Below are 23927 nucleotides of genomic sequence, written 5' to 3' on the forward strand. Positions count from 1 at the left end.
GCGGCTAGTGAAGTTGGCGGTCCCAGTCTTGGGCCCATGCGGTGATCGGTTGCAAGCTGTGGATGAGTCGTTGTCCGATCGGTGTCAGCGAGTAGCCGTTCACGTGGTCGACGATGCCGGCCGCCGTGAGTTCATGGAGCCGACGGGTCAGCACGCTCGAGGAGATTTCGCCGCATGCCGTACGCAGTTCGCGGAAGGTCGGTGGGTGTGCGGCTCTGTCGAGTTCCCAGATCACTCGCAGGGTCCACCGCCGCCCGATCAGGTCGAACAGGGCCATGATCGGACGGCCGGTCGAGGAGCCGCGGACGGGATGTCCGGGTCGTGGCGCGTCGGTGGGCATGGCTATCCGGCCTGGCTGGGCAGAGGTGAATCCTGCAGCCGCCGTGCCATTTCCGCGATCGCGATGCGCAGGGTTCCCAACGGACGCAGGAACAACGTGACGTGTGTGATCCGATCGGAGGCGTCGCGTTCCTCGCGCAGCATGCCCTGCAAGTGGTGATCCTCGACCTGTGCGGTGAACGCGAAAACCCCGTCCCGTTCGGCTCTCCACTGGTTCGTCTCGGTGATACCACCGAGCACTGTCGAGATCAGTCCCAGCACGTGTGTGGCGTCCTCGCGCCCGTGATAGTCGGCGACCGGGCTGGTGAAGATCGCGTCGTCCGCAAGATGCTGTGCGAGGTCCTGCGAGCGGTCGGCTTGCCAGAAGGAGAGAACCACACTGTCGCTCATGCCTCTATTTTAGAGGCATGAGCGACAGTGTGGTAGGCGCTGGTCCGGCGGCCGCAACCGCGGCAGACGAACTCAGCGGCTCGCGCGCAGTATGCGGATCGCGCGCAGTGCGGGGGGCGGTTCGCCCTCGAAATTTTCGGATCCGTCGAGGTAGCCGGCGATGAGGTCGGGGGCGGAGTGGTCTTCGAGGTCGGTGAAGCCGAGGGCGCGCAGCTGTGCGGCGAGGTCGTCGGGCGTGAAGTAGCTGAACACGGGTTCACCGAGGCCGGCCAGCCGATCGGCGCGGGCCTGCTGGTGCGCACGGTCCACATCGGTGTCCGCGGGCTGCAGGTAGTCGAAGACCACCTCGACCGGCTGGGCCTGACCGGCGATGTATTCGAGAGTGGCGTGGGCGGCGTCGGGAGTCAGATAGAAGACGACGCCGAGCCACACGAAGACGGCCGGGTCCGTCCGTTCGAATCCGGTGGATTCCAACGCCGCTGCCAGCGTCTGGGTTTCGAAATCGACCGGCACGAAGGTCAACGTCTCGGGGCGGTCGATTCCGGCGGTAGTAAGGCGTTCGCGTTTCCACGCTTGGGTGGCGGGGTGGTCGACCTCGAAGACACGCAAGTCCGGGCGCGGATTGCGGTAGGCGAAAGTGTCCAGACCGGCGCCGAGGATCACGACCTGCCGCACACCAGCGGCGATGGCCGCGGCCACGGCGTCCTCGGCGAAGCGCGCGCGGGCGGCGAAGAACAGTCGGCGGGGCCGATCGCTGACCCCGTCACCGAGGTGATCGGTTGTGGGTGTTCCCTTTTCGGCCAGGTCCTCTGCGGTGACGCCGAGTAGACGTGCCGCCAGGGGGTCGGTGAAGATTTGTGGTCGGTCAGCGATCTGGTGATAGGCGCGGGCGTACGCGGTGATGAGCGCTGTACGGCTGGGTCCGTCGTTATCCATGTTCGACAACCTAGTCACGAGTGTGGCGCACGCTCTATGAATTACTCACGCTCACTCCGATCTGCGCACCCGCAACCCGATGATCACCTCGCGACTGGTTATCGCGATGTCCGACAACCGCCGCCGGTAACGGCTGTGAACCCGCCAGGAACACCCCGCAGCCGGAACACGCCACCGGATCCTCACCGGTAGCAGCCTCGATTCCCACTGCCGAACCCGCCGCGCGCACCACCTCGATCCGCGCATATCCCTACCGAGGGTCAGGAGCCGTCGGATACACGGTCCAGAACGCTACCGTCGGCTATCGGCTATCGGCTATCGGCTATCGGCTATCGGCTGGACTACTCCGACCCCATATTTCCCATTAGCTGGGATCGGTACGGATCGAGCCAACCGGCCACCGCCCTCCAGTCGGCTGGGGTCATTCGAGCAAGAGGATGCGCCTCTGACTCGAGACAGTATGTGTGCAGGCGTCGACGCTGATCCGCTGCCGATAGCAGCGCTCTTCTGCATCGTGAGCAGAATCTGTTCGTTGTTGTATGGATGTTCTCGTCCATTGTTCTCCCGCCAGTAAATGCGCGAAGAGGATCGGAACCGGTTGGCCGGTCCCCGATGACGGGACCACCCGGTCTTTGAGTCCGGGTTGTATTCGATCCAGTTTCAGTTGGTGGTGCAGGCCACCGGGTGGTGGCGGTGGGTGCAGCGGGCAGCGTATTCGGCGGGTGTGAGATAACCCAGCGCCGAGTGCCGATGTCCCCGGTTGTGTTCGTCCTTGAAGTCGCCGATCACCACCCTGGCCTCGAGCAGGCTGGTCCAGTGGTTGCGGTTCAGGCATTCGGTGCGCAGCCGCCGGTTGAACGACTCGATGAACCCGTTGTTCCATGGCGTGCCCGGCGGGATATACACCATTCCGACCCTGTTCGAGCAGAACCGTTGCAGTGCTTGGGAAATCATCTCCGGCCCGTTGTCCATCCGCAGCACCTTCGGCGCGCCGCGGACCGCGAACACGTTCTCCAACTCAGCGACAAGTCGCTCAGCGGTGATCGACCGCTCCACCACGTGCAGCAGCGACTCGCGGGTGTGCTCATCGACCATCGACGCGATCTTCACCGCCCGCCCATCGATGGTGGAGTCGAACTGGAAGTCCAACGCCCACACCACCTTCGGCGCATCCGCGTCGATCGGCGGCATCGATGAAACACCCGCGCGTTTGCGCGGGTGCTGCTCACGCACCTGCAGTCCCTCCTCCCGCCACAACCGGTGCACCCTCTTCTTGTTCACCGCGTGGCTCTCGCCGAACCGCAGCGCTGCCCAGGCACGTCGGAACCCGTGACACGGATGTTTCGTGGCGTAGCCGCGCAGCCAGGCCCGCAGACCGGCATCCGGATCGGCTGGTGTGGCCGCCACCGGCACACGGCGATAAGTCGAACGCGAAAGCCCGACCACTCTGCACGCGAATCGTTCCGACATACCGAAACCGTCTTTCAGCATGTCCACGACGCGGCGGCGAGCGGCCGGGCTCACCATTTTCCCTTGGCGATCTCCCGCAGCGCGTCTTTCTCCAGCTCGGCATCGGCCAACAGTCGCTTCAACCGCGCGTTCTGCTCTCGCAGCTCCTTGAGTTCTTTCGCGGCGTCGGTGTCCATTCCGCCGTACTGGCGGCGCCAGTTGTACAGCGTGGCCGCCGAGACCTCCAGCTCGGCGGCGATCTCCTCACCCGAGCGGCCCTCCGCGGCCAGCTCGTCGGCACGGCGCAGCTTCCGCACGATCTCCTCCGCGGAATGCCGCTTGCGTCCTGCCATGTCCCTCAGTGTCCCTTCCGACCCTCATCAGGGCCATCAGGACTCTAATACCGAGCGGTCTCATTCAGTGGGAACGGGCCACGGTTGTGTAGCGCTATCGAGACCGAGCCGATCAGTCGTCGGTTACGAGCACTGTGTCCATGTCCACGTAGCTGCGAACAACCATGCGAATCGGTGACGTCCAGGCGAGCTGGATCGACGCGCTCAGGATCCGGCGACGCTATCGCGCGTCGGCCATGCCATGTACGGCGAACTGGCGCGTGACGTGCGTGGCACGGCGACTCGCTGACGAGCCTGCCTGAGGGGTCATCGGTGCGAGATTGCTCGAGTTCGGAGCGGCCTCGACAATGCGCATGCGCAGTTCGCGTCGGCGATCTGACCTGAGGCGGAGCGTATTCCAGCATCGGCTGGTCGCGTCGGGTCGATTCTGTCGCACCATTGGCTGTGCAGTGTTCGCCAGCCTTCGGGGGCCGTGCGGGTCCACTTCTCTTGCAGCTCTGCCGCAGCCAAGGCGGGGTTCTCGCGCTCGACTTCGTTTTCCGCGTGTGCGGCCCGGTCGACCAGCGCGGTCCAGCGGTGGAAATCCTGATGGAGTGCCTGTTCGGCCTTCTTGTGCACTGTCAGCTCCTTAGGTGACGGTTGTCGTTGTTTCTGAACCTGCGCTTCTGGATGGTGCGCTCGGATACCACAAGTCGGATCTGTATATCGCGAGCGTTGCTGTGGGCGGTGACTGGTTTGTGACGTGTCACGGCTCCTGGCTCACCTTGATTAATTGATGCACCGCATCAGATTTCGATCTATCGGTACTCGAATGTGCCGATGCCCCTCGCTGTGCGTATTGACACAGCTACATGCTCGGTCGGCTGCATGTGCGGTAGGTGCGGCCACGGCTACCATGCCCGTGGCGCCGAGGGCGACGCCGATGCGTTCGCGATTCGCGCCGCAGCGCTGGGTTAGATGTCGGCAGTCAGACATTGTGCATCGATCTCTTGTACGGAAGGATCGGATTCCGACAGCGCGTAGGGCTGCACGGACCCTTGGAGAGAGCCGCTGAGGCTCGCCGATGGAGCGGTCTTCTGTTGTCGGATGCTCAACTCTCCGGCGTCACGCATTCGCGCGGCTACCATCCCGTCATCACGGGGCTGACCGCGGTGTCGGGTGGCCAACGTTTGATGTCGGCTTGGTCACAATTTAAGCACAGACGGTTAACTATGCACAGGGCAAGTAGGGACTTTTCTATCAAAAGCCGCAGGTCTGCCATGGCTTCGTCGCCCAACCAGCGAATTTGCTGACTGCATGTGATGCATGTCACATGCGATATCTATTGACGGTTACCTGACCCTCTGTGTCCGACTTCCGGCTCGACGGAGCGGATATGAATTCGCCACCTGAGTGTGGTGGCGTGGGCCGGCCGCGAGGGCTGAGGGCTCTGCAACGAGTCGGTGCTACGTCGGCATGGTCTATTGCCGTGCGATGTTGTCGCAGTGCGGGATTCAGCCACCGCTGTATTTTTTGGGGAGGCGGAACGCGCCGCACTCGCGGCGCCAACTGCACATCCACGGAGCCAACGGGTCCGCACCCGAACACAACAAGCGCGCACTCGAATACATCTCCTCAGGACAAGTGCCGGTGAAAGACCTCATCACCCATCGCATCCCCCTCGAAAACGTGCTGGACGCCTTCTCGATCGTCAAGAACGGCGCGGCCATCAAGGTGACCGTGGAGCCTTGAGCTGTCGGCGGCCTTCCGTGCCCGGCCGCGGGCCGGGGACGGAAGAAGCCCTCTGCGGTCCGTGTCGCGTCACGGACCCAGATGGGCGACCGTGCACACGGGTGTGCAGAAGGTCGATCGGACGGTGAAGAACACCGCACCATCGCGAGTTGCGGTGCGCCGCGATCGGAGATCACCCGGACGCCGCCTCCTCGAATAGGTCAAGGGGTGACCGGCCACGCCCGGAGTTGTTCCTACAACGGCTGAGATCACTATCGAACCGGGAACGTCCGGCAGTCCTACCGGCTTGCAGTACCTGCGACGTGTCCGTGGCCTTGGCAGCAGATGTCGGGTGTGTGCCGATTCGTCGGCGGGTACCCGCAAGTTGCGCGAGCACTGAGGTTGTGGCGCTGGAATCAGGTGCCGAACAGCGAGCGAGGTTGTCAGAGATGCCGCGGGCTGGTGCGGAGCGTGAATGCAGTGTGGCCTGTCCAGGCCCTGTGGCTGACAGGGGGTTTTCCGCCGCGCCGGTCGGTTGAGGCGGGAAATAGGTATACCGCGGGTCATTCGACCGTCGCCGGGCGCGTCTTTCCATCGCAGGCTGGAGCGGAACCTGTCAGCACCCTCTCGTGGAGGCCCGTATGTACCCGCCTGACCTGGAGAAAACTGCGAAGTGCCTCGGCGACGACAGCGGGCTGTGCGCGGATGACGTGTTGATGATTCACCGTTGCGTGCGGTGCGCCAAGCTGCTCGCGCCGATCACGTCCGGGTGTTCGTCCTGTGGATCCGGCGAGCTCGAGCGTGTGCCGTCCTCAGGTGCGGGCTCGGTCGTGTCGTGGCGGGTTGTCGACCGAGCCTCGACCGATCGGCCAGGTAGGTTGGTGCCGCTGACGATCGCGATCGTGGCGCTCGACGAGGGCCCTTGGGTCTACACCTCCCTGGAAGGGGAGATCCCCTCGTCGCCGGGCCGGTCCGTGCGCGTTCGATTCCAGCCCCATCCATGGGAGGACCGGTTCCCAGTCTTCGCGGTCAGCGCCGATCCCCGAAATTCGGCGTAGTGGCCCGCGACGCGCCTATCCGATCGAGACTGATCGATGCACCGCTCACCAGATCAATCTGTCTACCGAGGCCACTTTGCCACGGGTACGTCGGTGTCCAACCAGTGCCGTAGCGGGTGGGCCTGCTAGATAGCGTGCGCTGCGGCTCGGACCAGCGCCGCGACAGTTGCCACGCCGGGCGAGTTTTCCGATTCCCGTCGGGCCAGCATGAGATCGACCGTTTCCGGCTGCCGGAGTGGTCGGTAGGTGACGCCGTCCAGTCCTAGGCTGCGGACGGGTTCGGGGGCGAGGGCGACGCCGAGGCCGGCGGCTACGGAGACGGCGAGGGTGGCGGTTTCGCTGACTTCCAGGACGGGAGGTCGGAATCCGGCGCGGGCGCATGCGTCGAGCACCAGGTGGTGCATGGTGGATCGGTCGCCGGAGGGGTGGGTGATGAATGTTTCGCCGTCCAGGGCGGCGAGATCGACCGGATCGGTGTGGGCGAGTGGGTGGTTGACGGGGAGGACGGCGAGAAGGTGTTCGGTGCGCAGTGTTTCGAGCACGATGTTCGGCGCGTCGGGGCTCCGTGCGAGGAGGTGGTGGAGTCCTCGGGCTGGTCCCGGTTCGGAGCTCGGTTGGGGTCGGACCAGTGCCAGGTCGTATTCGCCGGTGGCCAGGCCGTCGAGCAGTTGCGGGGACAGCAGTTCGCCGCGCACTCGCAGGTCGATGTCGGGGAGTTCGGTGCGGACCATCCGGGTCAGGCGGGGGAGGACGTCGTAGGTGGCGGTGCCGATGAAGCCGACCGAGACGCGGCCTGCGCTGCCGCGGGCGAATGCCGCCATGTCGTCGGTGGCGCGTGCGCATGCCGCCTCGATCCGCCGGGCGTGTTCGGTGAAGCGTTCGCCAGCGGGGGTGATCTCGACGCGGCGGGTCGAGCGGTCGAACAGCTGAATCCCGAGTTGGGTTTCGAGTTGTTTGATCTGCTGGGACAGGGCGGGTTGGGCGATGTGGACGCGAGCTGCGGCCCGGCCGAAATGACGCTCGTCGGCGAGGGCGAGGAAGTAGCGCAGGGTCCGCAGGTCGAAGTCCACACAGCAATCCTATCGCCGCTACTTATCAATGCGCGTTAAATGAGTATTGGACTGCATCAATCGAGGTGTTTACCGTCGAGGCGTGACCGATTCCTTCGTCTATGCCGCGGCGCGTACGCCGTTCGGGCGTTTCGGGGGTGCGCTGGCCGATCAGCGCCCCGATGATTTGGCCGCCGCGGCCCTGTCCGGTGTGCTCGCCAAAGCACCGCACCTGTCTCCTGATGCGGTGGGGGATGTGATCTGGGGGTGTGCGAATCAGGCCGGGGAGGACAATCGCAACGTCGGCCGGATGGCGGTGCTGCTGGCCGGGCTGCCGACCGGGGTGCCGGCGACCACGGTGAACCGGCTGTGTGGCTCATCTTTGGATGCGGTGATGAGCGCCTCGCGGATCATCGAGGCCGGTGACGCGGAGGTGGTGGTGGCCGGGGGTGTGGAGTCGATGACGCGGGCGCCGTGGGTGCTGCCGAAGCCTTCGCGGGCCTTTCCTGCCGGGAACGTCACCGTGGTCTCTACCACGCTGGGCTGGCGGCTGGTCAACGACAGGATGCCTGCGGAGTGGACGGTGTCGCTGGGTGAGTGCAACGAACAGCTCGCGCAGTTTTTCGGGATTTCCCGTGCCCGCCAGGACGAGTTCGCTTCCCGCTCACACCTTTTGGCGGACGCGGCGTGGGATGCGGGTTTCTACGACGACCTCGTGATCGCGGTCGGTGGCCTGGCCCGCGACGAGGGCATCCGTCCCGGCTCCACTGCCGAGAAGCTGGCCGGATTGAAACCGGCGTTCCGGGATGGCGGGTCGATCACCGCCGGGAACGCTTCGCCGTTGAACGACGGCGCGGCCGCGGTCCTGCTCGCGAGCGACTCAGCCGAGTTGGGTATCGATCCGCTGGCGCGGGTCGCGGGCCGGGGGACGTATGCGCTGGATCCGCAGGATTTCGGCTTTGCGCCGGTGGAGGCGGCGAACCGGGCGCTGGCTCGCGCGGGGATCGGCTGGGCCGATGTGTCCGCGGTGGAACTCAACGAGGCTTTCGCGGTGCAGTCGCTGGCTTGCGTGGATGCCTGGCTCACGCAAGGGCTGGCCGACCCCGAGATCGTCAATGCCAAGGGCGGGGCCATCGCGATCGGGCATCCGCTGGGTGCTTCGGGCGCGCGGATCGTGGGCACCTTGGCGCACCGTCTCATCGAATCCGGGCAGCGGTGGGGTGTGGCCGCGATCTGCATCGGTGTCGGTCAGGGATTGGCGGTCGTGCTCGAGAACATGCGGGAGGTGTGGTGATGGTGGAGGTCTGTGCGACGACCGCGGCGGCGGTCGCCGGAATCGCCGACGGCAGTACTGTGCTGATCGGCGGTTTCGGTATGGCGGGCATGCCCGTGCAGCTCATCGAAGCGCTCATCGAGCAGGGCGCGACCGATCTGACGGTGGTGTCGAACAACGCGGGCAACGGCGACACCGGCCTCGCCGCGCTGCTGGCCGCCAAACGGGTGCGCAAGGTGATCTGCTCATTCCCCCGTCAGTCCGACTCGTGGGTCTTCGACCGCCTCTACCGGGCTGGACAGATCGAGCTCGAGGTCGTGCCGCAGGGTACCCTCGCCGAACGCATCCGGGCGGCGGGTGCGGGGATCGGCGCGTTCTTCTGCCCCACCGGCGTCGGCACCCAACTCGCCGCAGGTAAGGAGACCCGCGAGATCGACGGCCGCGCTTACGTTCTGGAGTATCCCCTGAGCGGGGACGTCGCCCTCATCGGCGCCTATCGGGCCGACCGAATGGGCAACCTGGTCTACCGCAAGACCGCCCGCAACTTCGGCCCGGTCATGGCGACCGCCGCCACCACGACCATCGTCCAAGTCCAAGAGATCGCCGAAACCGGCGCGCTCGATCCCGAAGCGGTCGTCACCCCCAGCATCTACGTCGACAAGGTGGTCGCGGTATGAACACCGGCCCGCTCAGCAAGGATCAGATCGCGGCCCTGATCGCCGAGGACATCCCGCCCGGCGCGTATGTCAACCTCGGCATCGGCCAGCCCACCACCGTCGCCGACCACCTGCCCGCCGGTTCCGGCGTGGTGCTGCACACCGAGAACGGCATGCTGAACATGGGCCCCGCAGCGGTGGGTGACGACATCGATCCCGACCTCACCAACGCGGGCAAGATCCCCGTCACCGAGCTCCCCGGAAGCGCCTACTTCCACCACGCCGACTCCTTCGCCATGATGCGCGGCGGGCATTTGGATGTGTGCGTGCTCGGCGCCTTCCAGGTCTCCGCGACCGGTGACCTGGCGAACTGGCACACCGGCGCACCCGACGCCATCCCCGCGGTGGGCGGCGCGATGGACCTGGCCATCGGAGCCAAGCAGATCTTCGTGATGATGACGCTGTTCACCAAAGACGGCACCCCCAAACTCGTCCCGACCTGCACCTACCCCCTCACCGGCCTCGCCTGCGTATCCCGGGTCTACACCGACCTCGCGGTCTTCGACATCGAACCCGACGCAGTCGTCGTGCGCGACACCTTCGGCATCACACTCGAGGAGCTGGCGCGCCGCTTGGACGTGCCCCTGCGAGGCCGACGAGTAACGGCCTGACCGGAGTCACGTCCGGTCTTCCGGCTTCCCGAGTTGCGACCGCCGCAAGACAGCGTGTCACCGGTCGCCGACCGACCACGCGCGCGGTCCTGGAACGAACGGTCGCATCAGCGTTCACCAGGCACCAGCTTCCGGTGGACCGTTCAGCACCGGGAAAGAGGTCAAGTCCGAATGCGTGGTTTAGCGGATGGTGGTCCGCGTCAGGGCCAGGCGTGGCACTGACCAGACGTGAACGCCAGGTCGCAGAGCTTATCGCCCAAGGCGGCACCAACAAACAGATCGCCGCTGAACTGGTGATCTCTCAACGCACCGCCCAGGGCCACGTCGAGCACATCCTCACCAAGCTCGGATTCACCTCCCGCGCTCAGATCGCGGCGTGGATCGCAGAAGGCGCCGATCGACAAAATCAGTGAGCGCCTCGACCAGTTGTCGGTGTGCTGTACCTAAAGCAAGGTCGATACTCGGACACGCCCCACGCTAGGGATGTGTTGAGCGCTGGTGTTCCGCGCCTGAAATCCGTTGATTGATTCTAGGATTGCCGCGATCGCGGTCCGCCACGGCGAACACGTCGTGCAGGCGCATGCCGGTGCCGGTCCATCGGGACGTCCTGGAACGCTGGGCCCGCGGCGACGAGGGCGAAAGTATGAGATTTTGACTGGCTCGGGTCGAATCCGGCCCCATGCCGATGAACGAGAAAACCCCTTCCGACGCTGGTCGGAAGGGGTTTCCTGTGTCGGGCTGACAGGATTTGAACCTGCGACCACTTGACCCCCAGTCAAGTGCGCTACCAAACTGCGCCACAGCCCGTTGCGTCCGCTGTGCGGGCGCTCGAAGAGATTACCGCACGAGGCTGGAGGGGTGCTAATCGGCTGGTCAGAGGGGGTTGAAGGGTTGGGCTGGCCGGGGTGGATCGCCGGTCGGGGAGGAGTGGGCGGTCAGCGGTAGTCGTCCACGTGGTCTACGGCCCATTGGGCGAAGGTGCGGGCGGGTATGCCGGTGACCGACTCGGAAGTGGGGCCGACCGGGCTCGGTTCCGAGCCGGCCTTCGCCCACATGTCGAGGACGGGGCGGTAGTAGACGTCGGCTGCTTCCTCATAGGTCAGTTCGATCAGTCGGACCGGCTCGCCCAGGGCGGCGGCGATGGCGGCGACCTGCTGGTGGTGCGACAGGGATTCGGGGCCGGTGAGCGGGTAGGTCTTGCCCGCGTGGGAGGAGTCGTCGAGCGCCGCGATGGCCGCGTCGGCGATATCGGCCTCGTGGATGGGGGTCAGGTGCAGGTCGGGGAAGGGGACGCGGACGACGCGCTCGGCCCTGATGGTGGGAAACCAGGTGCGGGCGTTGGCGGCGAAGGCTCCCGGCCGCAGGACGGTCAGCGGCAGGCCGGATGCTCGCAGCGGGTTCTCGACCGCGAGATGCCTTGCGCCGATGGGGTTCTGGTCGTTCTCCACCGCGATGGACGACAGCAGCGCGACGTGGGCGACACCAGCGGCCTCGGCGGCGTCGATGAAGTTGCCGATGCCTTCCGCGGCGGCGTAGCAGAAGACCTTGTCCACGCCCGCGAGCGCGGCGGTGACCGATTCCGGGTCGGTCAGGTCGAGTCCGACGAGTTCGACATCGTCCGGCACGGTGGTCTCGGCGGGACGAGAGCTGGCCGCGCGCACCGGTTTTCCGGCCGCGCGCAGCTGGTCGACGACGGTCCGGCCGACGATGCCGCGAACGCCGGTGACGAGGTAGGTCATGAAATATCTCCTTCGGAGCGGGAATCGGTGAGATGGGCGAGAATGCGGCGCAACTGTTCGCCGTAGCGCTGCTCGAATTCGGCGGTCCGGGCCTCCACGCCGAACAGTTCGCGAACCTGGACCGGCAGCAGCAGTGGGGCGATGACCATCCCCATCACCGCGAGCTGGAACGCGGCCGGGTCGAGGTCGGCGGCGACCTCGCCGCGCTCTTGCCGGCGCCTGGTCTCGGCGATGTCGGTCTCGGAGATCGGGTGCGTACCGGTCGGCGCGGCATCGGACAATCCCCGCCACATGAGCAAGCGGATGCCGCGGGGGTCGCGCAGACCATCGCGGAGATAGTTCGTGACCACCTCCGCCAACGGCAGCGCCGGATCGCTGAAGGCGGCCTCACGCTCCAGCCAGTTCTGCTGGAGCGCCCGGTAGAGACCTTCCTTGCCGCCGAAGTAGTAGGTGATCAACTGCTTGTTGACACCGGCCCGCTGGGCGATGTCACCCACCCGGGCACCGGCGTAGCCCTTGGCGGCGAACTCCTCCAAAGCCGCCTCGAGCAGGCAGCGTTTGGTGCGTTCGGCGTCGCGGACGCGGTGAGCGGGATCAGGTGTGCGGTGTGTCGCCACATACCCAGATTAGGCCAGTATTTTACAACTGGCTAATTGTTTTAGACGCTCGGTGGATAGTCGAGGTGCGTTGCCTCGCACCGCGACCCGCCCCATCGCTGTCAAACGAACGCCAGGGGCGGAGACGCCGGAAAGGTCACCGGAACGGCCGCCGGTGCGCGGTGGAAGGAGCTCGGCAGCCACTCCAGTTCGTCGGCGGGGACCGACAGCCGGATCTCCGGAAGGGCGTCCAGCAGTTGGTCGAGCGCTTCCTGGACGATGACCATGGCGACCGACTGGGCCGGACAGGTGTGTGGCCCGGCGCCCCAGGCCAGGTGCGACCGGTTGCCCTGGCGCTCGCCCGCCACCGCCGCGGGATCGTTGTTGCACGCCGCCAAACCGATCAACACCGGTTGGTGCTGGGGCAGCCACACATTCCCGACGATCTGCGGCTGGTTCGGGTATCGCACGCAGGAATTCGCAGTGGGAGGATCGGTGAACAGCACCTCGTCGATGGCGTCCCGGGTGGACAGCGCTCCGCCGAGCAGTTCGCCGCCGAATCGTTCATCGGTCACCAGCAACAGCACGGTGACCGCGATGAGGTTCCACGTCGGTTCGGCGCCCGTGGTGTACAACGAGGCCATCTGCTGCACGAGTTCGGTTTCGCTCAACCGAGCCGGATGCTGTACCAGCCAGGACGCCACATCCGCCGCGGGCGCCGCGCGTTTGGCCGAGATCACCTCGAGCATCGCCGCGGCGAGCGTTCGATGGCTCGCCTCCGCCGAGGCCGCGTCGGCGGCGTCGCGCAGGCTCATCATCGCCGTGTAGGCGTTCTGCCGGACCTCCGGCGGGAATCCCAATACCTCTTCCAGCACCCTGACGGTGAGCGGGATCGCGTACTCGCTGAGCAGATCCGCCGAACCGGCCGCGCAGAAACCGTTGATCAGCGACAGCGCGGTGCGTTCCACGGTGTCGCGCAGCGTGTGCAGGTCGATGCGATCGAGGCTGCCGGTGACGGCGTTCCGGTAGCGAGCATGCTCCTCTCCCGCCGTTCGCGACGCGTCCGGCCGCCAGCGCATCGCCCACGGCACCGGACATCCTTCCGGCACGTTCTGTTCCCATTCGCTGGGATCGGCCGAGAAATGCACGGCGTCGGTGAGCACGTCCAATGCCGTGCGGTAATCGATGATCAATGTCGCGGGCACCTCCGGCGCTACTTCGACCGGGACGAGCGGGCCGTGATCGCTGCGCATCCGCCGGTATGCGGCGTGCGGGTCGGCCGCGAACTCGTTCGAATACAGCTTCATCCTCGCGCACCGTGGCGATCGAAGGGCAGCGCAAGAGACGAGGGATCAGTCAAGACAGGCTCCTGGAAGGAAATGCACGATCGGGAGCGGGATCCGCGCGACTTCTCTGGCGTACGCGAATCCGGCCCTGCGCGGAATAGCCGGGTCGGCTACCGAAGGAAAGCGTGTGCGAGAGAACGACGACACGCAGTGGGTGAAAATAGTCGCAGGCCTGCCGATCGGATCGTGAATCCTGGTGATCCGTGTACCCGGTGCCACCTCGACACTTCTGAACTCCCCTGCTTACGCCGCCGGCATTCGGTGCCACGGCCGAACCCGGCCGTCATACCGACCGGTCCGCCAAAAGTGTTCGACCGCAGCGTAATTCGACTAACGGGGGGAGCATACCGAGGTCTGTCGTCCTTCGCAGCGCGAGCAATTCGAGACAGTCATGCCCCGCGAGACATTCGCCTCCGCGACGTTCTGCCCGGGCATGAATATTTGTAAACGCATCTCTAACAAAGCGTGAACTGATCACCCCCCGACGTGGTGCGTCAAACCATGACACTCGTGGGCGACGACTGCGCAGGGGCCTGCACGACAGTCAATTTCGAACGTTTGCGCAGCGTGAATCCCAGCGTCTCGTACAAATGGATCGCCGACGTATTGCCGGCGGAAGCGTGCAGAAACGGTGTCTCACCCCGCGCGCGGATGCCCGCGCCGACCGCGCGGACCAGGCGCGTAGCGAAGCCGCGGCCACGGAATCCGCCGTCGGTGCACACGGCGCTGATCTCGGTCCAGCCCGGCGGGTGCATGCGCTCTCCGGCCATCGCCACGAGTCTGCCGTCGACCCGCAGCCCCAGATAGGTGCCCATCTCGATGGTCCGTGGAGCGAATGGGCCGGGTTGGGTGCGAGCGATCAGCTCGAGGATCTCGGGCACGGCCGCCGCGGTGAGCCGTTCCAGTTCCGGGTCGTGGGCGACGCGCAGGGCGGTGCCGTCCATCTGCACCGAGTCCATGTGGTTCAGGACCGTCCAGCCGTCGGGCGGCACGTGGCCGTAGCCGCGCAACGCGGTGCTGCCGCCCGGCCCGAGAAGTGTGGCCAGATCGGCCCAGTCTCGTTCGTCCAGCACCGGCGGGTGGCCGACGAACCTGGCGACCTCCGGGTCGTAGCGGCCGATCCGGCCCACCCAGCCGGCGAACCGGCGGTGTTCGCCACGCAGCGACGCCCGCACCGGGTCGTCGAGCGGGTGTAGCGAGGTATCGACGTCGACAATCGAATCAGTGGTCACCGCGCACTCCTCCACAACAGCGTCCGACGAGAGAACGTTAGCGAGGCGCACGATCACCCGACACGGGTTGCGCTCACCGCGATTCCGATGCATCGACCGCGTGGAGGCGCGGGCGGGTCATCGCGCGTGTGTCGAAACCATCGACGTCTGCGGCGTATTCGCGCCGGTGCGGAAGTCGGGCGCGAACGCCGCCACTGTCGCCAGGGCCGAGGCCGCGAAGCACAGCAGCACCGCCCAGCCCAGTGACGCCGACGACGCGGTTCCACCGAATGCCAGTAGTACGCCGGTGGTCAGGGCGATGCAGAATGTGGCCGACAGCCGCTGCGTCAACTGCAGGAAGGACGCGGCCACCCCGTGCAACGACGAGGGGGAGAACGCCAGCGTCACCGCCCGCAGCGGCGGCTCCACCACGCCGCTGGTGAGACCGCAGGCGACTTGGATCGCGGCCAGCACGAGGAACAGAATCCACCCGTCCAGGAACAGTGTCGTGGCGGCGGTCGCCGCCATGCAGGCGGTTTGGACGACGAGCCCGTAGGCTACGACCACGGACCCGTGCACCGCGAAAAGCCGTTGCGCCCAACGCGCCGCGAAGATCCGGGCCAGCGCGGAGGGAATCAGTGCCAGCGCGACCACCAGTGCGGGGATCTTGTGGACCTGGAGGAAGTACACCGTCTTCACCGTGGTGAACGCGAGCATCGATCCGAACCACAGCAGCGCCACCACATTTCCCGTGACGTAGCCCCGGGAACGCATCAACGGCGGCGCGAACAGCGGCAGACGGCCGCGGCGGGCGTATGCGCGCTCCCAGAGGGCCAGTCCGATGACGAGAAGTCCGCTCGCGACGACGATGGCGGCGACTGCTGGGGCGGGGAGACCCGGATCGATGACGGGGATCGTGACGATGACGACGAGCAGTCCGAGCGCCGCGATCCCTGGGAGGTCCAGATCGGTCGAGCGGCGCCCACGGACGTCGCGAGGGAGCCCGCGGAGGCCGAGCGCGACCGTCGCGAGCGTGAACGGCACGGGCAGCACCAGTACGGCGCGCCAGCCCAGATCCGGCGGCAGCATCCAGAGTGCCGTTCCGGCGAGGACCGGCCCGGCGATCGCGGCCAGCGCGCCCGCGGTGGTGTACGCAGCGAGAGCGCGCAGGCGGGCGGCTCCGGTGAAGACGTCCTGGATGACGCCGAGCACCTGCGCGCTGATCACCCCCGCGCCGAAGCCCTGCACCAACCGGCCCGCGATCAGCGGCCACGCGCCGGGGGCGAACGCGGAGACGACGGCGCCCACGAGGAACAGCCCGAGTCCGGCGACGAACAGGTTGCGGCGGCCGTACGCGTCGCCGAGCCGCCCGGCGGGGGCGAGCCCGAGGCCGAAGGTCAGCGAGTACGACGCCAGGTACCACTGCACGTCCGAGTTCGCCAGACCGAGCGTCGACCGCACGTCCGGCGCCGTGAAAGCGACCGCCGCGGAGTCGAGCAGCGTCGCGAAGCCCGCCCCCAGGCAGCACCAGAGAGCGGCAGCCCGATCGCGGATGACCGGTGGGCGGGTGACCGAGGATTGCGGTGAGTGCCTCAACTCGGCACCTGTCCCGCACCACCGTGCGGCCTGATCCGGCCGCCGGTGGTCGTCGCATGCATGCCGGAAGTATCGAGCCGCGACGAATCGATCGGAAGCTTTAAGATCGCCCCGATCTCATGGCCGATGCCCGGCAGGCGGGCCGGAGAGGCGCCGAATCTGACGCTTTCTTGACCTGCCGGTCGAAAACTATTACGGTTCAAATCATGGGCAGGCCGCGCAACTTCGATCCGGACACGGTGGTGGAGCGGGCCATGGAGGCGTTCTGGACCCATGGGTACGCCAACACCTCGCCCGCGCAGCTGGCCGAGGCCACCGGGGTCGGCAAGGGGAGTCTCTACCACGCTTTCGGTAGCAAACGCGCGTTGTTCGACCAGGCTTTGGATCGCTACGACCGGCTCGGTGCCGAGCTGGCCGCCGAGATCCTGTCCCGCCCGGGTTCCACTCGCGACTGTCTGGCCACGTTCCTGTGCGGTCTGGTGGATTCCGACCTGGCCCAGCCGGTTCGGCGCGGCTGCTTGGCGGTGAACACCGCCATGGAACTGGGCGGACACGACCCGGAGATCACCCGCGCGGTCCGCGCCATGCAGGACCGTGTGATCGGAGCGTTGGAGGCTCGCATCGATCAGGGGCGGCGCGACGGTGACGTGCGCGCCGGGGCCGACCCTCGGGCGGCGGCCGAATTCTTGATGAACACCATCGTCGGCCTGCGAGTGATGGCCAAGACCTACGATGCGCCCACGTTGCATCGCGTCATCGATACCGCTTTGACCAGCCTCTGAATTCCGATGCCCGACCGTCGGCCCGCTTGCTGCCCACATTGTTGACCTGTAGTTCAAGAAAGAAAGGTTCCCTCATGGATCTCGAACTGTCCGGCAAGACCGCCGTCGTCACCGGCGCCGGTCGCGGCATCGGCCTCGCGGTGGCGGAGGCGTTGACCGCCGAAGGTGTCCGGGTGGTCGGCGCCGCGCGCACCATCACCCCCGAGCTCGAAAAGGCCAGTGTCGCGGCCGTTCCCGTCGACCTCTCCACTTCCGAGGGGGCGACTCGGTTGATCGATGCCGCCCTCGAAGAACTGGGCGGCGTCGATATCGTGATCAACAACGTCGGCGCGGTGAACGCCGCGCGCCTGGAGTTGGGCGGATTCCTCGAGGTCGATGACGCGCAGTGGCGCGAGCTGTTCGACCTGAATCTGTTCAGCGCGATCTGGGTCACCCGTGCGGCCCTGCCGAGCCTGCTGGAACGGCGCGGCTCGATCGTCACCATCTCATCGATCAACAAGCATCTGCCCGCCGCGGGCCCGGTCGGTTACAGCGAGGCCAAGGCCGCGTTGACCGCGCTCACCAAGCGGCTCAGCGAGGAGTTCGGGCCGCGCGGAGTGCGGGTCAACACCGTCTCTCCCGGCGTGGTCGGCACGCCGCTGTGGCGTGGACCCGACGGCGTCGGCGCCAAGTTCGCTGCCGCGCAGGGACTTTCGCAGGAGGAACTGCTCGCGGCCGTGCCCGAGCAGTTCGGCATCGCCTCCGGCCGGATCAGCGAGCCGGAGGAGGTCGCCGCTCTCGTCGCCTTCCTCGCGTCACCGAAAGCCGCGAATATCGTCGGTGCGGACTACGTCATCGACGGAGGCACCTTGAAGATCGCCTGACGAGGTCCGCGACGGGAGTGCTCTCGTGCTCCCGTCGCATGGTCTTCCGCGTCGAATACGTTCGCGCACTTGGTATCACGAGCTTCGCCGGTATCTGTCGCGTCCGGAAGCGTCAGCATGTAGCGTGGCTGGTCGGACGGCGCGGATAGGAGCGGACTGGTGCGTGTCCATCATTTGGATGCCGGGGGAACCCGTCCCTTCGGAGGCCGTTTGTTCGACGGCCGGCCGGGGTTTCGGCGTACGGCCGCCGGAGCTTGCCACTGTTTGTTGATCGAGCACTCCGCTGGATTGGTCCTGGTCGACACGGGTTACGGCGAGCAGGCGCTGTCGCGGCCGGATGTCTGGGTGGGGCGTCAACTCATCCGGCAATCGAATCCGGTTCTGGACCAGCCGATCGCACGGCAGGTCGAGGCGCTGGGCTTCTCCCGCGACGATGTCCGCGACGTCATCGTCACGCACCTCGATCTCGATCACGCCGGTGGCCTCGCCGATTTCCCGCAGGCCACCGTGCATGTGCACCGGGCGGAACTCGATGCCGTCGCGGGCCCCTTCGGCAGGCGCGAGAAGTTGCGGTATCGGCCGGTGCAATTCGAGCACGGACCCGAGTGGTCGGTGTACGACGAAACCGACAGCGACGCGGAGCGCTGGTTCGGGTTCCAGGCGGTGCGTGAACTGCGGGGGCTGCCGCCGGAAATCCTCATGGTTCCGCTGGCCGGACACACGCGCGGTCATGTCGGCGTCGCGGTCGACACCGGAAACGGCTGGCTGTTGCACGCCGGTGACGCATACACCTATCACGGGCAGATGCGTGCGAAGCCGTCGATGCCGTTGGGCGCGCGAATCTTCCAGTGGTACGTGGACACTCGGCGACAGTCCCGCATCGAGAATCAGCAGCGGCTACGGGAACTCGTCCACGACAACGGCGACGCGGTGACGGTCTTCTCCGCCCACTGTGCGACGGAGTTCGAACGACTTCGCGGTTGACACCCGACGCCCGCAGCGGCACGCGCCTATGATCCGACACCGAAGGATCGGTGCGACGGCCGGCGCCGAAGGCCGGGTTCAGCGCCGGGCGATCGCCCGCGCCACGCTGCGGAAGAGTTTGCGCCGAAGGCTCGTCCGTGCCCTGGCGAGCAGCGGTGGCTCCGGCGCCGGTGCGGTCGCACCGAAGCGGGGGAAGAGCGCGATAGCATTGTCGCGCTGGATGTTTCGCCGCGTGCTGTCGTCACATCCGGGAAAAGTGTCGAGCCCGGCGTTGAAATAGTGGACCGCGGGTTCGGGCGCGAAGGGCCAGTCGCTGCCGTAGAGCACGTGCCCGGGTTCGGCGAACGCGAGCAGGGACGGCAGTGCCGCCGCGCTTGCCGACAACGCGGTATCGAAATAGAACCCGGCGAAGTCGTCCAGGATGTCCAGCGGGCTGCGCCCGGTGTCGTTGAAGATGGCCAGTGCCATGCGGTGTGCGGCGTAGGGGACAAACCCGCCTGCGTGGGCGAGGACGAAGCGGACGTTGGGATACCGCCGCCGAATGCCATTGCGTACGAGCAGGTACGCCGCGCGGGTGGTGTCGAGCAGGAAATCCGCGGCGAATGGCGCGACGCCCGGCACGGCGGGCGCGGGCAGGTCCGCGGGGTGGACGAACGCGACGGCCGATCGCCGGTCCAGCACCCGGAAGAGGTCGTCCTGCCCGTCCTCGCCCAGATAGGTCCCCGCCGCGTTGCCGAGCAGCACGACGCCGTCGGCGTGCAGGTCGTCGAGGGCGCGTCGAGCCTCGTCGGCGGCAGCGGTGACGTCGGGCATGGCGAGGGTTGCGAAGAACCCGAACCGGTCGGGTTCGGCCTGCGCCAGCGCGGCGGTGTAGTCGTTGACCGAGCGGGCGAGTGCGGCCGCCTGTGCCGGGTCGGCCAGGAACGTGGTGCCGGGCGTCGACACCGACAGCACCGCCGAAGCGATCCCGGCCCGCGTGATCGACGCACGCGCCGCCTCGGGACTCCACTCGGGCAGTGCACGCCCGCCCGGGGCGGTCACACCGTGCACCCGCAGCGCTTCGGCATAGTCCGGCGGGATCAGGTGCTGATGCACGTCGATGCGATTCATGGGGTTTTAGCAGTCCTTTCTCCGGGCGCACCGGGCTCGAAGAGGTCCGGACCCTCACTCTGGCGCACCCTCGGGTCGTTGCGCAAGCAATTCTGATGATTTCATCATTGTTGCTTGACAGACTATTTCTACATAACTGATGATTGCATCAGATCAACGATCTGGGAGGTAGTGGTGACAACCGACAGTGCCGCCGAGACCGGGCGGATGATCCGGGTCGGCAATCGAGACATCTTCTACAGCGAAGCCGGCGCGGGCGTCGCCGTGGTGCTCTTGCACGGGGGCGGACCTGGAGCCAGCGGCAGGTCGAACTACTCCCGCAACATCGAGGCGCTGGCCCGGCGTTTCCGGGTGATCGTTCCGGACATGCCCGGCTACGGGCGCTCGACCAAGCGCATCGACCAGTCCGATCCGTTCGGCGACTTGGCCGCGGCGGTCGGTGGGTTGCTCGACGCCCTCGATATCGACTCGGCACACCTGATCGGCAACTCCTACGGGGGAGCGGCGGCGTTGCGGTTGGCCATGGACCGACCCGAGAAGGTGCGGAAACTGATCCTCATGGGCCCCGGTGGGGTGGGCACCACGCGCGCGTTGCCGACCAAAGGCTTGCAGTCGCTGCTGTCCTATTACGGCGGTGACGGCCCGAGCCGGGCCAAGCTGGCCGAGTTCATCCGCGAGTATCTGGTTCACGATGCCGGCGGTGTCACCGAGGAGATCATCGACGACCGTTATCGGGCCAGTCTCGATCCCGACGTGCTCGCCGATCCGCCCTTGCGGCGTCCCTCGGGACCGTCGGCATTGCGAACGCTGTGGCGCATGGATTTCACCCGCGACGCCCGGTTGCCGGGCGTGCGCAATCCGACGCTGGTGATCTGGGGCGCCGAGGACAAGGTGAACCGGCCCGACGGTGGGCGCATGCTCGCCGAGCGGATGCCCAACTGTGATCTGTACCTGGCGGCGGAGACCGGCCACTGGGTGCAGTGGGAGCGCGCGGAGCTGTTCAACGCGCTGGCCGTCGCGTTCCTGGGAGCGGCGTGATGAGCGAGCGCACGGGCCGGGCAACCGGTGGGTCGGTGTTCGGCGCGGTGCATCTGGGCTATGTCGTCGTGCATTCGCGGCGGCTGGCCGACTGGCGCCGGTTCGGCGGGTTGGCCATCGGGATGCACGTCGACGAACTGGACACCGACATGTTGCGCTTCCGTCTGGACGACCACGCCTGCCGCTTCCTCATCCGGCACGGCACGGCCGAGGACGTCACCGCGCTGGGCTGGCAGGTGGACGACCACGAGACCTTCGACCGCATCCTTGCCCGGGTGAGCGACCGCGGCGTGCCGATCGAGGAAGGCACCGCCGAGCAGGCGGCCGCGCGCGGCGTGCAGCGCCTGTGGCGCTTCCCCGGCCCCAAGGGCATCGCCACCGAAATCTTCACAACGCCGGTGACCAGTCCGGAACCCTTGCGGATGCTCAGTTCCGGCTGGGTCACCGGCGAGGCGGGGATGGGCCACGTGGCGATCGTCTCCCGTGAACCGGAGTCGATGCGCGGCTACTACGACACGGTGTTCGACGCGCGGTTGACGGACTACATCGACGAAAACATCTCCGGCTTGACGATGAAGATCCGGTTCTTGCGAGTGAACGAGCGTCACCATTCGATCGCGATCGCGAACCTGCGCGGGATGAAGATCGATCCGCTGCGAACTCGGGTGCAGCACATCAATATCCAGTCCGCGAGCCTGGAGGACATGCTGGCCGCGTTCGGCCGGGTCACCGATCTGGGTTTCCGGATGGCGTGGTCGGTCGGCCAGCACACCAACGATCGCGAATTGTCGTTCTATTGCGTGACGCCGTCCGGTTTCGAGCTGGAGGTCGGCTGGAATCCGGTGGTGATCGGCCCGGAACTGGAATCGACCTGGGAACCGAGCACCTATCAGGGCATCAGCATCTGGGGCCACACCACGGTGGGGGAGACGGTGCTGGACAAGTTCGCCCAGTTCCGGCAAGCCCTGCGGACCATCAGGACTCCGGAACCCACTGTCGCCGAACTGACGGGAGGACTGTCGCGATGAGCGACTTCGATGTCGATGTGGTGGTGGTCGGCCTCGGCCCGACCGGTTTGACCCTGGCCAACCTGCTGGGACGGCGAGGGGTGCGAGTGCTGGTGCTGGAGCGGGAGCCGGAGTACTACGGGATGGCCCGCGCGGTGTACACCGATGACGAAGGCATGCGGGTCTTCCAGACCGCCGGGGCCGCGGACGAATTGGCGGCGGACATGAACGTCGATTCGACCGTGCAGTGGGTGCGCGGGGACGGCTCGGTGCTGGCGCAGTTCCATCAGACCGACCGGCCGCTGGGCTGGCCCGTGGTCAACTTCCTGTACCAGCCGTATCTGGAGAACACGCTCGAACGGGCACTCGACCGCTATCCGCACGTCACGGTGCGGCGCGGTCGCGAGGCGGTCGACTTCGACCAGGATGCCGACGGCGTGCACGTCGAGCACGCCGAATGCCGGGGTACGGGCTACGGCAAGCGCCCGGCGGACACCGATCCGCGCACGGCCGAACGGGTGCGGGCGAAGTTCCTGGTCGGCTGCGACGGCGGCCGGAGCGTAGTGCGCACCAAGCTCGGTATCGAGATGTCCGGCACCAGTTTTCCGGAGCGGTGGCTGGTCGTCGATCTGAGAGCCCGTGACGGTGTCGATGCGTTCCGGCATCTGCCGTATTTCAACTTCGTGTGCGACCCGGAACTGCCGATCGTGTCCTGCCCGCAGCCGGACCGGCATCACCGGTTCGAGTTCATGCTGTCGGAATCCCAGACCAACGAGGAGATGGAGGACCCGGAGACCGTACGCCGCTACATCGCACGCTTCGTCGACCCGGACGAAGTGGAGGTGCTGCGCAAACTCGTCTACACCTTCAACGCGGTTGTCGCCGATCGCTGGCGCGACGGGCGGATCCTCGTCGCGGGCGACGCCGCGCACATGACCCCGCAGTTCATCGGTCAAGGCATGAATTCCGGAGTGCGCGATGCGGACAACCTGTCCTGGAAGCTGACCGCGATCATCGAACACGGTGCGGCGCTGGACATCCTGGACAGCTACGAGTCCGAGCGGAGGCCGCACGCGAAGGCGATGATCGATCTGTCGGTATTGAACAAGCAGATCGTCTCGCTCGACAACAAGCTGCTCGCGGCGGCCAGGGACATCGGGCTCACCACCGCGCTGCGGGTGCCGGGGCTCGGCGGCTGGATCCGCGGCGCGAAAATGAAACCGCGGCCGCGCTTCCGTCGCGGCGCCTACCTCGGTCTGCCCCGGCGCGTGCTGCGTGGTATCGAGGGAACCCTTGCCCCGCAACCGGACATCCGCGACTACAACGGACGTCACCGGCGCTTGGACGAGGCGTTGGGCATCGGATTCGCGGTCCTGGGCTACGGCACCGATCCGCGCCGGGCCTTCGGGCCGGAGCAACTGGCATTCCTGCGTGGTCTCGACGCCGCCTTCGTCACCGTGTATCCGCTCGGTGGACGCCCGCAGGGCAAACCGGGCGACGGCCGCGACGACGTCACCGACATCGAAGACCACACCGGCACTCTGACCCGCTGGTTCGGCAAGGCCGGACTGCGCCCCGGCGGCGTCCTCGTGCTGCGCCCCGACCGATTCGTCTTCGGCGCCGCCGCGGCCGGGCACGGCGCGTCATTGGTCACCGAACTCGCACGGCAACTGGGCATCTTTCCGATGTCGCGAGTGGAACAGCACGACCTCCGCGCGCAGTACGAGCAGGCCTGACAACCTCGCGCGGCATGTTCACAGCTGCGGCCGGG

The 23927-nt window shown here is 66.7% G+C and carries 22 protein-coding genes, 1 tRNA gene and 2 pseudogenes; 12 read left to right on the forward strand and 13 right to left on the reverse strand.

Annotated features, from left to right (window positions below; all coding sequences use genetic code 11):
• Positions 1 to 4: 4 nt before the first annotated feature.
• From ACIHAX_RS31240 to ACIHAX_RS31260, 5 genes are all read right to left on the reverse strand, one after another.
• Positions 5 to 340, reverse strand: a complete 336-nt coding sequence (locus tag ACIHAX_RS31240; protein WP_355076676.1) for a helix-turn-helix domain-containing protein — start codon at positions 338 to 340, stop codon at positions 5 to 7.
• A 2-nt stretch (positions 341 to 342) separates the two neighbouring features.
• Complete coding sequence (locus tag ACIHAX_RS31245) at positions 343 to 729, reverse strand: hypothetical protein (protein ID WP_355076674.1); 387 nt, start codon at positions 727 to 729, stop codon at positions 343 to 345.
• A gap of 72 nt (positions 730 to 801) precedes the next feature.
• The gene (locus ACIHAX_RS31250; protein WP_397281245.1) at positions 802 to 1665 is read right to left on the reverse strand and encodes a class I SAM-dependent methyltransferase; all 864 of its coding nucleotides are present in this window, start codon (positions 1663 to 1665) and stop codon (positions 802 to 804) included.
• Between the two features lie 660 nt (positions 1666 to 2325).
• Positions 2326 to 3467 (reverse strand): IS3 family transposase gene (locus tag ACIHAX_RS31255; RefSeq protein ID WP_364440028.1). Its coding sequence is split into 2 segments (ribosomal slippage): positions 2326 to 3200 and positions 3200 to 3467, totalling 1143 coding nucleotides; the frame shifts between segments, so codons are not numbered across the junction.
• Between the two features lie 306 nt (positions 3468 to 3773).
• Complete coding sequence (locus ACIHAX_RS31260) at positions 3774 to 4085, reverse strand: hypothetical protein (protein ID WP_364435804.1); 312 nt, start codon at positions 4083 to 4085, stop codon at positions 3774 to 3776.
• Between the two features lie 924 nt (positions 4086 to 5009).
• Here ACIHAX_RS31260 and ACIHAX_RS31265 point away from each other — a divergent pair.
• Both ACIHAX_RS31265 and ACIHAX_RS31270 read left to right on the forward strand, forming a co-directional pair.
• A pseudogene (locus ACIHAX_RS31265) lies at positions 5010 to 5198 on the forward strand (alcohol dehydrogenase); the annotation flags it as partial.
• 695 nt (positions 5199 to 5893) lie between these two features.
• Positions 5894 to 6235, forward strand: a complete 342-nt coding sequence (locus ACIHAX_RS31270; RefSeq protein ID WP_397281331.1) for a Zn-ribbon domain-containing OB-fold protein — start codon at positions 5894 to 5896, stop codon at positions 6233 to 6235.
• Positions 6236 to 6360: 125 nt separating this feature from the next.
• Here the strand turns inward: ACIHAX_RS31270 and ACIHAX_RS31275 are convergent, their stop codons facing one another.
• Positions 6361 to 7305 carry a LysR substrate-binding domain-containing protein gene (locus tag ACIHAX_RS31275; RefSeq protein WP_364435798.1) on the reverse strand — a complete coding sequence of 315 codons (945 nt, stop codon included), beginning with the start codon at positions 7303 to 7305 and terminating at the stop codon, positions 6361 to 6363.
• 82 nt (positions 7306 to 7387) lie between these two features.
• Between ACIHAX_RS31275 and ACIHAX_RS31280 the strand changes: the two genes are divergently transcribed.
• From ACIHAX_RS31280 to ACIHAX_RS31295, 4 genes and pseudogenes are all read left to right on the forward strand, one after another.
• On the forward strand, positions 7388 to 8578 hold the full coding sequence (locus ACIHAX_RS31280) for a thiolase family protein (protein WP_364435796.1): 1191 nt from the start codon (positions 7388 to 7390) through the stop codon (positions 8576 to 8578).
• The gene (locus ACIHAX_RS31285) at positions 8578 to 9234 is read left to right on the forward strand and encodes a 3-oxoacid CoA-transferase subunit A (RefSeq protein ID WP_364435793.1); all 657 of its coding nucleotides are present in this window, start codon (positions 8578 to 8580) and stop codon (positions 9232 to 9234) included. Before ACIHAX_RS31280 ends, ACIHAX_RS31285 begins: the two co-directional genes overlap by 1 nt.
• Positions 9231 to 9884 (forward strand): 3-oxoacid CoA-transferase subunit B, encoded by a 654-nt coding sequence (locus tag ACIHAX_RS31290; RefSeq protein ID WP_397281248.1) that lies wholly within the window; start codon positions 9231 to 9233, stop codon positions 9882 to 9884. The genes ACIHAX_RS31285 and ACIHAX_RS31290 overlap by 4 nt, the downstream gene beginning before the upstream one ends.
• Positions 9885 to 10090: 206 nt before the next feature.
• Positions 10091 to 10297 (forward strand): annotated as a pseudogene (locus ACIHAX_RS31295) (response regulator transcription factor); the annotation flags it as partial.
• A gap of 320 nt (positions 10298 to 10617) precedes the next feature.
• Here ACIHAX_RS31295 and ACIHAX_RS31300 read toward each other — a convergent pair.
• From ACIHAX_RS31300 to ACIHAX_RS31325, 6 genes are all read right to left on the reverse strand, one after another.
• A tRNA-Pro gene (locus ACIHAX_RS31300) sits at positions 10618 to 10691 on the reverse strand.
• Positions 10692 to 10819: 128 nt separating this feature from the next.
• On the reverse strand, positions 10820 to 11623 hold the full coding sequence (locus ACIHAX_RS31305; protein ID WP_397281250.1) for an SDR family oxidoreductase: 804 nt from the start codon (positions 11621 to 11623) through the stop codon (positions 10820 to 10822).
• Positions 11620 to 12240: a TetR family transcriptional regulator gene (locus ACIHAX_RS31310; RefSeq protein ID WP_355076658.1), complete on the reverse strand. Its 621-nt coding sequence runs from the start codon at positions 12238 to 12240 to the stop codon at positions 11620 to 11622. The genes ACIHAX_RS31305 and ACIHAX_RS31310 overlap by 4 nt, the downstream gene beginning before the upstream one ends.
• A gap of 101 nt (positions 12241 to 12341) precedes the next feature.
• Entirely contained in the window at positions 12342 to 13526 is a 1185-nt protein-coding gene (locus ACIHAX_RS31315; protein WP_364435781.1) for a cytochrome P450, read from the reverse strand.
• A gap of 533 nt (positions 13527 to 14059) precedes the next feature.
• Positions 14060 to 14797, reverse strand: a complete 738-nt coding sequence (locus ACIHAX_RS31320) for a GNAT family N-acetyltransferase (protein ID WP_355076654.1) — start codon at positions 14795 to 14797, stop codon at positions 14060 to 14062.
• A gap of 117 nt (positions 14798 to 14914) precedes the next feature.
• Positions 14915 to 16372: an MFS transporter gene (locus tag ACIHAX_RS31325; protein WP_397281253.1), complete on the reverse strand. Its 1458-nt coding sequence runs from the start codon at positions 16370 to 16372 to the stop codon at positions 14915 to 14917.
• 206 nt (positions 16373 to 16578) lie between these two features.
• Here ACIHAX_RS31325 and ACIHAX_RS31330 point away from each other — a divergent pair, with 206 nt between their 5' ends.
• The 3 genes from ACIHAX_RS31330 to ACIHAX_RS31340 all read left to right on the forward strand — a co-directional run bounded on the left by ACIHAX_RS31330 (position 16579) and on the right by ACIHAX_RS31340 (position 19001).
• Complete coding sequence (locus tag ACIHAX_RS31330) at positions 16579 to 17154, forward strand: TetR/AcrR family transcriptional regulator (protein WP_355076651.1); 576 nt, start codon at positions 16579 to 16581, stop codon at positions 17152 to 17154.
• A 74-nt stretch (positions 17155 to 17228) separates the two neighbouring features.
• A complete protein-coding gene (locus tag ACIHAX_RS31335; protein WP_364435773.1) occupies positions 17229 to 18017 on the forward strand; it encodes an oxidoreductase in 789 nt (262 codons plus the stop codon).
• Positions 18018 to 18176: 159 nt separating this feature from the next.
• Entirely contained in the window at positions 18177 to 19001 is an 825-nt protein-coding gene (locus ACIHAX_RS31340; RefSeq protein WP_397281255.1) for an MBL fold metallo-hydrolase, read from the forward strand.
• Between the two features lie 78 nt (positions 19002 to 19079).
• On the opposite strand, the gene ACIHAX_RS31345 is transcribed toward ACIHAX_RS31340, so the two are convergent.
• Entirely contained in the window at positions 19080 to 20111 is a 1032-nt protein-coding gene (locus ACIHAX_RS31345) for an amidohydrolase family protein (RefSeq protein WP_397281257.1), read from the reverse strand.
• Positions 20112 to 20318: 207 nt separating this feature from the next.
• Here ACIHAX_RS31345 and ACIHAX_RS31350 point away from each other — a divergent pair, with 207 nt between their 5' ends.
• From ACIHAX_RS31350 to ACIHAX_RS31360, 3 genes are read left to right on the forward strand one after another with little or no spacing between them, the layout of a single operon-like run.
• A complete protein-coding gene (locus ACIHAX_RS31350) occupies positions 20319 to 21149 on the forward strand; it encodes an alpha/beta hydrolase (RefSeq protein ID WP_397281333.1) in 831 nt (276 codons plus the stop codon).
• On the forward strand, positions 21149 to 22177 hold the full coding sequence (locus ACIHAX_RS31355) for a VOC family protein (RefSeq protein ID WP_397281259.1): 1029 nt from the start codon (positions 21149 to 21151) through the stop codon (positions 22175 to 22177). Before ACIHAX_RS31350 ends, ACIHAX_RS31355 begins: the two co-directional genes overlap by 1 nt.
• A complete protein-coding gene (locus tag ACIHAX_RS31360; protein WP_364435760.1) occupies positions 22174 to 23892 on the forward strand; it encodes a bifunctional 3-(3-hydroxy-phenyl)propionate/3-hydroxycinnamic acid hydroxylase in 1719 nt (572 codons plus the stop codon). Before ACIHAX_RS31355 ends, ACIHAX_RS31360 begins: the two co-directional genes overlap by 4 nt.
• Positions 23893 to 23927: the final 35 nt, after the last annotated feature.

Source organism: Nocardia sp. NPDC051929 (genome assembly GCF_044548645.1).
GTDB classification, from domain to species: domain Bacteria; phylum Actinomycetota; class Actinomycetes; order Mycobacteriales; family Mycobacteriaceae; genus Nocardia; species Nocardia sichangensis.